Annotated in this window: 14 protein-coding genes; 5 read left to right on the plus strand and 9 right to left on the minus strand. The window is 38.0% G+C overall.

Annotation, left to right across the window (positions count from 1 at the left end; genetic code table 11):
- On the plus strand, positions 1 to 1,289 hold a 1,289-nt coding region (locus tag ACY651_RS08765), incomplete at its 5' end, for an alkaline phosphatase family protein (protein ID WP_462251768.1).
- Positions 1,290 to 1,356: 67 nt separating this feature from the next.
- Here the strand turns inward: ACY651_RS08765 and ACY651_RS08770 are convergent.
- From ACY651_RS08770 to gatC, 3 genes are all read right to left on the minus strand, one after another.
- Positions 1,357 to 1,926, minus strand: a complete 570-nt coding sequence (locus ACY651_RS08770; RefSeq protein WP_462251770.1) for a cob(I)yrinic acid a,c-diamide adenosyltransferase — start codon at positions 1,924 to 1,926, stop codon at positions 1,357 to 1,359.
- Between the two features lie 126 nt (positions 1,927 to 2,052).
- Positions 2,053 to 2,766, minus strand: a complete 714-nt coding sequence (locus ACY651_RS08775; protein ID WP_462251772.1) for an ABC transporter ATP-binding protein — start codon at positions 2,764 to 2,766, stop codon at positions 2,053 to 2,055.
- 101 nt (positions 2,767 to 2,867) lie between these two features.
- Positions 2,868 to 3,158 (minus strand): Asp-tRNA(Asn)/Glu-tRNA(Gln) amidotransferase subunit GatC, encoded by a 291-nt coding sequence (gene gatC / locus ACY651_RS08780; protein WP_462251774.1) that lies wholly within the window; start codon positions 3,156 to 3,158, stop codon positions 2,868 to 2,870.
- A gap of 115 nt (positions 3,159 to 3,273) precedes the next feature.
- Here gatC and trpS point away from each other — a divergent pair, with 115 nt between their 5' ends.
- Complete coding sequence (gene trpS / locus ACY651_RS08785) at positions 3,274 to 4,278, plus strand: tryptophan--tRNA ligase (protein ID WP_462251776.1); 1,005 nt, start codon at positions 3,274 to 3,276, stop codon at positions 4,276 to 4,278.
- A 139-nt stretch (positions 4,279 to 4,417) separates the two neighbouring features.
- Entirely contained in the window at positions 4,418 to 5,053 is a 636-nt protein-coding gene (locus ACY651_RS08790; protein WP_462219961.1) for a deoxynucleoside kinase, read from the plus strand.
- Positions 5,054 to 5,100: 47 nt separating this feature from the next.
- Here ACY651_RS08790 and ACY651_RS08795 read toward each other — a convergent pair whose 3' ends face one another.
- Both ACY651_RS08795 and ACY651_RS08800 read right to left on the minus strand, forming a co-directional pair.
- Complete coding sequence (locus ACY651_RS08795) at positions 5,101 to 5,814, minus strand: EcsC family protein (RefSeq protein WP_462251778.1); 714 nt, start codon at positions 5,812 to 5,814, stop codon at positions 5,101 to 5,103.
- 365 nt (positions 5,815 to 6,179) lie between these two features.
- The gene (locus ACY651_RS08800) at positions 6,180 to 7,010 is read right to left on the minus strand and encodes a DUF2911 domain-containing protein (protein ID WP_462251780.1); all 831 of its coding nucleotides are present in this window, start codon (positions 7,008 to 7,010) and stop codon (positions 6,180 to 6,182) included.
- A gap of 171 nt (positions 7,011 to 7,181) precedes the next feature.
- Here ACY651_RS08800 and ACY651_RS08805 point away from each other — a divergent pair, with 171 nt between their 5' ends.
- Entirely contained in the window at positions 7,182 to 7,523 is a 342-nt protein-coding gene (locus ACY651_RS08805) for an outer membrane protein assembly factor BamB family protein (RefSeq protein WP_462251782.1), read from the plus strand.
- Between the two features lie 97 nt (positions 7,524 to 7,620).
- Positions 7,621 to 8,526 (plus strand): histone deacetylase family protein, encoded by a 906-nt coding sequence (locus ACY651_RS08810; RefSeq protein WP_462251784.1) that lies wholly within the window; start codon positions 7,621 to 7,623, stop codon positions 8,524 to 8,526.
- A gap of 107 nt (positions 8,527 to 8,633) precedes the next feature.
- On the opposite strand, the gene ACY651_RS08815 is transcribed toward ACY651_RS08810, so the two are convergent.
- The 4 genes from ACY651_RS08815 to ACY651_RS08830 all read right to left on the minus strand — a co-directional run.
- Complete coding sequence (locus tag ACY651_RS08815; protein ID WP_462251786.1) at positions 8,634 to 9,125, minus strand: YqgE/AlgH family protein; 492 nt, start codon at positions 9,123 to 9,125, stop codon at positions 8,634 to 8,636.
- 79 nt (positions 9,126 to 9,204) lie between these two features.
- Positions 9,205 to 9,663: a hypothetical protein gene (locus ACY651_RS08820; RefSeq protein ID WP_462251788.1), complete on the minus strand. Its 459-nt coding sequence runs from the start codon at positions 9,661 to 9,663 to the stop codon at positions 9,205 to 9,207.
- 67 nt (positions 9,664 to 9,730) lie between these two features.
- A complete protein-coding gene (locus ACY651_RS08825; protein ID WP_462251790.1) occupies positions 9,731 to 10,573 on the minus strand; it encodes a rhomboid family intramembrane serine protease in 843 nt (280 codons plus the stop codon).
- A 71-nt stretch (positions 10,574 to 10,644) separates the two neighbouring features.
- On the minus strand, positions 10,645 to 11,098 hold a 454-nt coding region (locus tag ACY651_RS08830), incomplete at its 5' end, for a hypothetical protein (RefSeq protein ID WP_462251792.1).

Here is an 11,098-nt window from a genome sequence, read left to right on the forward strand (position 1 = left end):
CCGATGACTCTACTGTAAATACGGTTGGCAATATGGGAAGGGCAGGCAAGATGAGCCCTGCAAATATGTGGACCACCACCATTACCGATGAATTAAGGTTGAGCAATAATTTTAAAAGTAAAGTGATAGGCATTGCTTTAAAATACCGTGGTGCAATTTTAACTGCTGGCCACAGTGGCAATGCGGCTTACTGGTACGATGCCGGCAAATGGATAACCAGCACACATTACATGACTGCATTACCCACATGGGTTACTGCTTATAATGATAAAGATGTACCGGGCAAATGGATGGCTACCGACTGGAATACTTTGCTGCCCTTAAACAAATATGATTTAAGTACTGCTGATGATAAGGTTTATGAAAATACTATCAGGGGAGAAAAAACGGTAGTGTTTCCGCACAAACTTTCTGCCATTGGCGCCAATGATAAATATGAAGCTTTTAGAACTACACCATTTGCTAATACTTATACCTTAGATTTTGCAAAAGCTGCAATAGAAAGTGAAGGGCTGGGAAAAAATACTGTAACGGATTTTTTAGCAGTGAGCATTTCTTCTACCGATTATATTGGCCATGCTTTTGGCCCCAACAGCGTAGAAATGGAAGACACGTATTTGCGTTTGGATAAAGACATAGAAAACTTTTTAATTTATTTAGATATAAAAATGGGTAAGGGAAACTACATGTTATTTTTATCTGCCGACCATGGCGTGGCACACATACCTGCTTTTTTAAAAGAACATAAAATACCCGGCGGTACTTTTGAAGATGGCGATATTGTTAATGAATTAAATAAACGCATTGAAGAAAAATTTGCTGTAAAGAGTGCCATTAAAACGGTAATGAATTACCAGGTGTATTTAAACAAAAAAAATATTATTGATAAAGAAAAAAATGTAAACGAGATTACACATTTTATAATTGATGCATTAAAAGAAAAAGATTTTATTATTAATGCTTTTGAGCTGGATAAAATACAGGAAGCTGCATTACCGGAGCCGCAAAAACAAATGATCACCAACGGCTATAATGTAAAACGTAGCGGCGATATACAATTTACTTTTAAGCCCGGTTATTTTGATGGATGGAATAAAGGCACTACGCATGGATTGTGGAACCCTTACGATGCACATATACCCTGTGTGTTTTTTGGCTGGGGCGTAAAGCCCGGCAAAACCAACCGGGAAACATATATGACGGATATTGCACCAACAATTGCTGCAATGCTGCAGATACAAATGCCTAATGGTTGTGTAGGAAAGGTGATAACTGAGGCGGTGAAATAAAGGTTGAAAGTTTTAAGGAGAATGCTCAAAGTCCCCGTAATTTATCCCGATTATTTCGGGAGGGGATTTAGGGGCTTTTAATCCTCGGCTTCCACGCAATTTCTGCAACACCCAGCAAATGCCCGATAAATCTTGCTAATACAAAAAGATAATCGCTTAAACGATTGAGGTATTTTATTACAAGAGGTTCAACAAATATTTCGTGCTGCTGCATGTTAACACACAATCTTTCGGCACGGCGGCAAACACAACGGGCAACATGAGCCGTAGATACAGCCACATGCCCGCCGGGCAAAATAAAAGATTTCATAGCCGGTAATGTTTCGTTCATAAAATCAATTTCTTTTTCCAGCAGCACAATATCTTCTTCTTTTAAATCGGGTATTTTCATCAGCGGTTCCTTATCAGGGTCGCAGGCTAAAGATGAACCGATGGTAAAAAGCCTGTCCTGTATTTCTTTTAAAATAATTTTTGTGTGCTCATCATTTATATTGTCGCTCACTAATCCCACATAACTGTTTAATTCATCTACCGTACCATAACTTTCAATACGAATATGGCTTTTAGCAACTTTTGTTCCGCCAATTAAACTTGTTTTACCAAGGTCGCCTGTTTTTGTATAAATTTTAAATGCCATGCCCCAATTCCGCCACGGCGGAGAATTTAAGTTTTATAAATATTTTTTTCAAAACTGAAAGTAGATAAAAAATGCAACAAAGAATAATACTGTTTACAGTTCCCCCTTCAGGGGGCGGAGGGGGCTTTACACCGGCTGTGCAATAGTTGCAGGGCTTGCATTTTGTTTATCGGTTTCAATCACGCCGTCTCTTAACCGTATTACCCTGTGGGCAAACATCGAAATATCTTCTTCGTGTGTAACTAAAATAACAGTGTTGCCTTCGGTATGTATCTTACCTAAAATATCCATTATTTCGTAACTGGTTTTACTGTCTAAATTACCGGTAGGTTCATCAGCTAAAATTATAGAAGGGTTATTGATCAATGCACGGGCAATAGCTACACGTTGGCATTGGCCACCGCTCAGTTCGTTTGGTTTATGATGGCTGCGGTCATCTAATTTTACTTTTACCATTACTTCCATCGCTCTTTCTGTTCTTTCTTTTTTGCTGATGCCGCTGTACACTAATGGCAATGCCACATTTTCCAATGCTGTTAATCTTGGTAATAAATTAAATTGCTGAAATACAAATCCAATTTCCTGGTTGCGTACTTCTGCCAGGTCATTGTCGGGCATGCGGCTAACATCTTTGCCATTTAAAATGTATTTGCCACCGCTGGGGCTATCAAGGCAACCCAAAATATTCATTAAGGTAGATTTGCCACTGCCGCTGGGACCCATTAAAGCTACGTACTCATTCTTAAATATATCAATACTAATTCCCTTAAGCACTTGCAACTCCTGCTTACCGAGATAATAACTTTTGCGGATGTTTTCTAAATGAATAATTCCCTGCATATTTTTTTGTTTAGGGTTTAGATGTTTAGGGTTTAGAGGTGTTTAGGTTGACAGTTTTCTAAACTTCTAAACCCTAAACGTCTAAACCCAATATTCTAAACTTATTTCTTTATCACTTTCGGTACTTTAAAAAACTCCCCATCATGCACCGGTGCATTTTGCAATCCTTCTGCCCGGCTGATGCTTCCTTTTACTTTATCATCTCTTAAAATATTTACCTGCTCACTCATGTGCAGTAAAGGCTCCACACCGGTGGTATCCAGTTCATTTAATTTTTCTACAAATTTAATCATGCGCTGCAGGTCGTTTTTAATACTTTCTTTTTCGGTATCGTTAAACTGCAGCCTTGCCAAGTTGGCCAATTTATCTACCAATGCATCATTTACTTCCATAAAACAAATATAGTTCAGTTTTGTATTTGCTCATTTGCGATTTTATTTGAGCGGCATTTAATTTTTCTATTCATCAATGACCAATGACTAATGACTTTTGCTATCTTCGCCAATTATGGCAGCAACAAAACAAATAGTAATGAGCGGCATCCGGCCCACGGGTTTTTTGCATTTGGGCAATTACTTTGGGGCCATCCGCAATTATGTAAAAATGCAGGAGCAGTTTAACTGTTATTTTATGGTGGCCGATCTGCATTCGTTAACCACACATCCCGATACAAAAGAACTTAGAGAAAATGTAGAAAGGGTGTTAGCCGAAAATATTGCCTGCGGATTAGACCCTGATAAAGTGGCACTGTATTGCCAGAGCCATGTACACGAAACGGCGGAATTGTATTTGTATTTAAATATGCTGGCGTATAAAGGCGAGCTGGAAAAAACTGCCACTTTTAAAGATAAGGTGAGATTAAATCCTGAAAATGTAAATGCCGGTTTATTAACTTACCCGGTGTTGCAAACTGCAGATATTCTTTTGCACCGTGCCAAATATGTGCCTGTGGGTAAAGATCAGGAGCAGCATTTAGAAATGGCCCGAACTTTTGCCCACCGTTTTAATCACCGCTACTGCGAAACTTTTCCTGAACCTGTTGCTTATAATAATAATGAAGACCTTGTAAAAGTGCCGAGTTTAGATGGCAGTGGTAAAATGAGTAAGAGCGAAAACCAAATGGCTACTTTGTATTTGGCAGATGAAGATGATGTGATAAGAAAAAAAGTGATGAAAGCAAAAACGGATAATGGTCCCACTGAAATGAATTCGGCCAAGCCAGATTATATTGAAAATATTTTTGGGTTGATGAAATTGGTTTGTGCCGCAGATGTTATTGCTAAATATGAAAGCGATTTCAACAATTGCACCATACGTTACGGCGATTTAAAAAAGCAATTAGGAGAAGATATGGTGCATTTTATTGCACCCATCAGGGAAAAAATAAACAGCATTTTGCCGGATAAAAAATATTTACAGCAGGTAATGGAGCAGGGAGCAGCAAAAGCTAATAAAAGTGCCGGTGAAACGATGCAACTGGTTAGAGAAGCGATGGGATTAAAATATTTCTGATGCCCCCATCACTAAAGAGGGGTAAAACTATTTTTATATTTGTGATATTGTTAAGTTTGCTTACTTTCAACTGTTAGAAAAAGAAAGAGTAATAAAAAAATTTGTAAACTAAAATTCTCCGCCGTGGCGGAATTGGGGCATGGCTAAAACTAAAAAACCAAAACATATTGCAGTAGCCGGAAATATTGGTGCTGGTAAAACTACATTAACCGAAATGCTGAGTAAGCATTATAAATGGATTCCTCAGTTTGAAGATGTGGACCATAACCCGTACCTCAACGATTTTTACGAAGACATGCCGAGGTGGAGTTTTAACCTGCAGATATATTTTTTAAACAGCCGCCTTAACCAGCTTTTAGAAATACAACGTGGCACCGAAACCGTTATACAGGACAGAACGATTTATGAAGATGCTAATATTTTTGCACCCAACCTGCATGATATGGGCCTGATGGGCAAACGTGATTTTGATAATTACTACAAATTTTTTGAAACACTTAAAACCATGGTGCAGCCACCCGATCTGCTTATCTATTTAAAAGCATCAGTACCAACTTTAGTAGCGCAAATACAAAAGCGGGGCAGAGAGTACGAAGAAAATATCCGCCTTGATTATCTTAAAAAATTAAATGAATTCTACAATAATTTTATTGATAATTATAAAGAAGGCCCGTTATTAATTATTGATGCCGATAAAAATAAATTTGCCGAAAATGAAGAACACCTCGGGCAAATTATTACCAGTATCGACAGTAAGTTGTTTGGACTGTTTTAGAGCCCAGTAGCCAATGTTCGTGTCTCACGAACATTAAGGAACATTAATTAAAGTATCCTCATACGGTAAGCATTCATTGCAGTAATACCCAGTTTTTTTATTAAGCGGTAATTTACCAGCACACCAACTGGTGCACCAATTACAGGAACCAGCTGCGCCATTTTTGCAAGGTCAATATAATCCCTGTATTCCTGCTGAAAATTTCTCCAGTCAAACTGGTTAATATCTTCGGGTAAATTTTTTCTCTTTTCTTCCCAGTCAATCATTTTTGTATAAATATTTTTTCGGTGTGCATCGCTGGAAAAAGAGAGTTCGAAAATATGCAGCAGGTACACCCGCTCTTTATAATCGTTTACATCAAAACCATAAATGGCAGCAATATCGAAAAGCAACTTTATTTTCAATCCAATTAAAATAGGAAAATCGGCAAGGCCGAGTAAAATGCCACCGGCACCTGTTATGCCGCCTTCCACTGCGGCGGTATTTCTGTACCAGTCTATTTTTTTCTGTACGGCTTCTTCACGCTGCTGCAGGTTGCCGGTTAATAAAGATTGTGCAGTGGTATGTGTAGCACCAAATAAAACACCCCGTATCATTTGTTTAATGGCTACAGTTATGGCCTTGTGTATTTTTTCGGGTATCCAGGTATTTATTTTGGTCTGAATTTTTTTAGACAAATTATTTAACAGCGAGGGTTTGCTCAGCATTTTTTTTTGCCAGGCAGTTAATTCTTTTTGGGCTTGTTGGTCGTAACTATTCATGATGAATATTAATGCAGCAAGTATTGAGCCAAGAGGAAAGTTGAAAGTTGAAAGTTGATAGTTGGTAAAGTTATGGATTAGATGGTGAAGATTTTAAGGGAAGAGATAACAGATGCATTTCAAATTGTCGCAATATTTTTTTCAACGCTGAGAAAATGAGATGGCAGAGTTTACGCTGAGAACTTCTGCGATAACTCCTTTTCTCCTTTTCTCTGCGTTAAAATTTGCTGCTGGCCTGATGCTGTAGTGACAATTTGAAATACATACGAGATAACTGCTTTAAACAAATCTGCTTCACCTCATCCTGCTGTAAAAATAAATTACAGCTTAAGATGTGATGAAGCAGAAAAAATAATTTTTGTAAATTATAAAGTGGCCATTAATTCAGTCGCCATTTTTACATAGTCATCATTTTTAGCAGCAGTAGCTAAATCTTTGGTCATAGTTGCTGCAGCTTTACTGCCAGCTTTATCACCAGTTTTTTTAAGGATACGTGCTTTTAACAGGTACATCCAAAAAGCTTCTTTATTTGTTTCTAATGCTTTGTTTACCCATGCTAAAGCCTGATTTAAATCTTTACCATTATCATAGTAATAAGATGCAGCATTAAAATAAGGTTTGTTATCCTTATTCATTAAATTATCTATCTGCCCCATTACTTTTTTATCGGTGCCGGTGGTAACAGGAAAATTTAAATAAGTATTCTCCCACATTAATTCCACATTACAACTGCTGCCGGTAATATCAGAAAAGCCGATGGTAAAGTTTTCTACAGTAAAAGGAGTAGTAACTGTTTTTGCTTCCACACGTACCACATCATTTTCCTGTTTGTAAGCAGAGGGTTGGTTTACGGTAACATCTTTACTGATAATGATCGTCCATTTGCCTGCATCGGGTATACTAAGCAAACCATATTTGCCTGCTTTTACTTCCTTTCCTCCAATAGTTACATCTTCGCTAAAAGTAAGTGTGGTGGCAGCGTTGGCACCTGTACGCCATACCTTTCCAAAAGGTACGAGGTCACCCATAATTTTCCTGTCTTTTTTTGCAGGACGGCTGTAATTTAATTCAATAAAACCTACACCAAAATTTTGCTTTACCACTTGTGTTGGCGAAGGTTGCGGTGTAGTTAATTGCTGTGCATTGGCAAAAGTTAATGCAACAGCAGCAATTACTAATAGTGCTATTTTTTTCATATAATTATTTTTAAGCAGCAAATGTAAGTAATATGGAAATGTGTTGTTAGATTAAAAAATTATTTCTGCGTAATCTGCAGTTTATTGCCTCTCCATCGTTGTACTGTAATATTTTTTCTGAAAAATACGGTCAATCGTTTTATTGTATATTTTTATGGCAAAACATAAACCATGAAACAGAAAGACTATTTATTTGTTTTATCTAACGGCAGGGTAGCCGCCATTAATAAAAAAGACGGCGCTATTGTATGGGAAGTAAAATTAAAGGAATACCTCACCAGCAAAATGACACTCACATACGGGCAAATTACTGTTGAAGGCGACAAAATTTTTATTGGCTCTACCGGCATTTTACTTTGCCTGAGTACAAAAGACGGTTCCTTAATTTGGAAAAACGAATTAAAAGGCTGGGGCTACAGTTTTGTAAGCATGTCGAATGCCAATAACGAAGCCGCAGGTGCCGCCGCCGCAAGTGCAGCCGCCGCTGCCGCAATTGTTGCCGCAACTGCTTAAAATATATTTAGCACAAAACATTTTATTATCGTTGTTGTTCTATTGATGCATGTTGCCTGATATAAATAAGGCAACATGTTTTTATTTTATTTACGGCATGTTAAAAATTGCTTACCATCCCATTTATGCACACCCGCTACCCGAAGGCCACCGCTTTCCTATGCTGAAGTACGAACTGATACCCGGCCAGTTGCTGCATGAAGAAACCATAACAACCGAAAATGTTTTTGCACCCGGCATTTGCCCCAACCAAATTATTTTGCTGACGCATGAAAAAGAATGGCTGGATAAATTGCAACAGCAAACCTTATCAGCGCAGGAACAGCGCCGCATTGGTTTTCCGCAATCGCCGGCATTAACGCAACGGGAATTAATAATTACACAGGGCACTATCGATTGCTGCCATTATGCTTTGCAATATGGCGTGGCCATGAATGTTGCAGGCGGCACCCACCATGCGTTTGCCAACCGTGGCGAAGGCTTTTGTATGCTGAACGATATGGCTGTGGCTGCAAATTATTTACTGCATAACAAACTGGCTGCAAAAATTATCATTATCGATTTGGATGTACACCAGGGAAACGGCACCGCTAAAATTTTTGAGAACGACAACCGTGTATTTACTTTTAGTATGCATGGCGGGCATAACTATCCTTTTCATAAAGAAAAAAGTGATTTAGATATTCCTTTACCCGATGGTACAGATGAAACAGATTACCTGGACATTTTAAAAAATACTTTGCCCGAGTTATTGAAAACAGTACAACCCGATTTTGCATTTTATTTATCCGGCGCAGATATTTTAAATACCGACCGCTATGGAAAATTAAACGTTACGCTGCAGGGCTGTAAGCAGAGAGATGCTTTTGTTTTTAATGCTTTGAAGCAGCAACAAATTCCCTGCACCGTTGCAATGGGTGGTGGCTACAGCGCCGATGTAAAAATTATTGTGGATGCACATTGTAATACTTTTCGTGTGGCGCAGGAGATATTTTTTGAGTAGGAGTTGTTGAGGCAAACTATTGAATAAGCAGTACAATGTGTTATTGAATTTGAATTTTTCAGTTGACTATAATTTGTAATTAACTTTTGCATTTATTAAATAAACGTTTACTGTACCAAACTAAAAATATTTTGCTCAGCGGTATCAGCTATTATCCAGCTGCCTTCTGCCACTTCCTCTTCCAGCTGATTACAATCCCAACCGCAATAACCAATAAATATTTTTATATCGTTTGCATTTATAGTTTTATTATTAAGATGTGTAACCGCCTGTTTAAAATTGCCACCGAGGTAAATAGAGTTGGCTATAAGTGTGCCGCCTTCTATCACATCTGGCCGGCGGTGTACAAAGTAAAGATGCTCTTTGTCCATTGGGCCACCTTCGTATAATGGAAAATTTATGCTCTGTTTAAATTCTTCCAGCTCATTAAGCGCCCTTGCAAATTTTTTATTTATTACAAAGCCCATGGCACCTTTTTCGTTATGCTCTGCAATAAAAATAATGACCTGCACAAAGTTGGTATCATTTGTTGTTGATGTGCTTTTTAATATGGTGCCGGTGGTGATGTGCATTGATGGGAAAAATAAAATATAAGGCAAAATTCAAAATTAATGCATTACAATTTAAAGATTGTGATATAGCGAAGAACGCAATATGAACTTACGGTGATAAGATAATTTATTCACAAGAATACATTGCTACTTTTCGGTAGTACATTTTTAGTGCTTTTTCTTTATAAGTAGTAAAACTTTCAGATTGCCATCCGGGCAAATAGCTCTCCAAGGATTTTTTAGATTCAGTGTATTCTTTTTTGGGTATTTTTTTTCTAAAAATACGGCCATCTTCAATAAGGTATACAATCTTTGTTTTGATAATATCCATTCTATTGTTTTCTGCAATCGAATCAAACTGCATCACCAGGCGATTTTTATTTTTGATATTCCATTTGCCATATCCAGTGGCAATACTGTCATGCTGAATGAATGTGTTATTGCAGTTTAGTTTTAATATTGTGCTGCCTGATATGTCTGCCGTATCTCCTGTGGTGTAAAGTTTATACTCTCCAGCAAAATTTGACTGGCCAAAAGTTGTGATAAAGAAAATTAATAGTAAACACGAAGTAAAAAAATGTTTCATAATATTATTCTTATTTTAGTTTATCATTATTTTCCTTGTGTTTGGAACAGGCAAAAAAGAATAACTTTTAATTCTTTTTCGAATATTCTTTAAGCATTTCTTTTTCTTTTTTGCTCAAACTGTTTATACCCGCTTTACTTATTTTATCCAAAATTTTATCTATTTCCTGCTGCTGCATTTTTTTTTGCTGGTTGTATTTATGATCGATGGAATAATGATCGTTATGTGCTTTAAAATAAAAATTATCCACCAGCAAAATTTGCGGCCTGGTGATAATTAAATAAATAAATGCAATGGAAGGCACTGCAATAATTAAAATGGTAACATAGTTTTGTATAAAGGCAGATGGGTTCATTAAAAGCGCAACAGCCATTCCAATAAGTGCGCCGCCTAAATGTGCTTCGTGGCCAATATTATCTTTTTTACTTTTAATGCCGTAAATAGAAAACGCTGTATATACAATGCCATACAACCAACCCGGAATAGAAAATGGTAACCCAAAAAAGCCAATGCCCATGCCGGGAAAAACTGCAATAGAAGCAAAAATAATTCCGCATACTGCACCCGAAGCACCTACTGCACTGTAATCGCCATGATTTTTATTGATGAATAAACTTAGCAGGTTGCCACCGATTAGGCTGGTAAAATAAATAATTAAAAATTGCAGTACTCCCAATGAACTTTCAATAATGCCGCTAAAAAAATAAAGGCTTACCATGTTGAAAATAAGGTGCATCCAGCTAACATGTAAAAAGCCCGAACTAACCAGCCGTAAATAATCTTTCTTAATAAGAATTTTATCAACTTCAAATTTGTAGCCCTCAAAAAAAAGAGGACTGATAAAACCTTTGTACGAAAAGGCAATATTGGCAATGATCAATATTATTGCTGTTATTCCGTTATCAGGCATTGAAATGATATTTTAATCGCACCAGTTGCAAAATAATAATATTCTTGTTTGTAATTGTTAAGCTGTTTTAATTACCACAGTTTTTGCAATAAAGTCATGCACTGCTCTTCTTTTTTCATTAAACAGCATTGAAATAATTTCAACACGATCGGGTATTCAGGCTCTACTGAAGAGCGAACTTCCGTTGTCTGAGCGCTGCCGGCTGGGCCTACGGCATTTTCCCCCACGCTCCCCAACTGTTGTAAAAGTGTATCGCCGCGTGAGTCGAGTTCCACGAGCGAATGTTTGGGCTGTTCGTCGCCGATTTCGGCGGACAGCAGAGGCAGCCTTCCGCCTACGAGCGCCGCCGCCACGAATCCTGCCCAACCCCTTGTTGGCGGCAGCGTGCCGCCGGTGCGCGCTTCGGCGAGATCGAATGTGGCAATCCCATGGTGGCGGGCCAATTGGATTGCGCTTACGCGGTCCTGGCCCATCGCCAGCAAGCGCAAGGGGCGACGTCCCGAATGCTTGAGTCCGGTGGAAAAC

Origin of the sequence: Ferruginibacter sp. (assembly GCF_031391665.1) — a bacterium.
In the GTDB taxonomy this organism is placed as follows: Bacteria; Bacteroidota; Bacteroidia; order Chitinophagales; family Chitinophagaceae; genus Ferruginibacter.

Excerpts from the sequence above, each read along its gene's own strand:
- ACY651_RS08770 (WP_462251770.1), bottom strand. The coding sequence starts at position 1,926 with ATGGCATTTAAAATTTATACAAAAACAGGCGACCTTGGTAAAACAAGT.
- ACY651_RS08775 (WP_462251772.1), bottom strand. The coding sequence starts at position 2,766 with ATGCAGGGAATTATTCATTTAGAAAACATCCGCAAAAGTTATTATCTC.
- gatC (WP_462251774.1), bottom strand. The coding sequence starts at position 3,158 with ATGGAAGTAAATGATGCATTGGTAGATAAATTGGCCAACTTGGCAAGG.
- trpS (WP_462251776.1), top strand. The coding sequence starts at position 3,274 with ATGGCAGCAACAAAACAAATAGTAATGAGCGGCATCCGGCCCACGGGT.
- ACY651_RS08790 (WP_462219961.1), top strand. The coding sequence starts at position 4,418 with ATGGCTAAAACTAAAAAACCAAAACATATTGCAGTAGCCGGAAATATT.
- ACY651_RS08795 (WP_462251778.1), bottom strand. The coding sequence starts at position 5,814 with ATGAATAGTTACGACCAACAAGCCCAAAAAGAATTAACTGCCTGGCAA.
- ACY651_RS08800 (WP_462251780.1), bottom strand. The coding sequence starts at position 7,010 with ATGAAAAAAATAGCACTATTAGTAATTGCTGCTGTTGCATTAACTTTT.
- ACY651_RS08805 (WP_462251782.1), top strand. The coding sequence starts at position 7,182 with ATGAAACAGAAAGACTATTTATTTGTTTTATCTAACGGCAGGGTAGCC.
- ACY651_RS08810 (WP_462251784.1), top strand. The coding sequence starts at position 7,621 with ATGTTAAAAATTGCTTACCATCCCATTTATGCACACCCGCTACCCGAA.
- ACY651_RS08820 (WP_462251788.1), bottom strand. The coding sequence starts at position 9,663 with ATGAAACATTTTTTTACTTCGTGTTTACTATTAATTTTCTTTATCACA.
- ACY651_RS08825 (WP_462251790.1), bottom strand. The coding sequence starts at position 10,573 with ATGCCTGATAACGGAATAACAGCAATAATATTGATCATTGCCAATATT.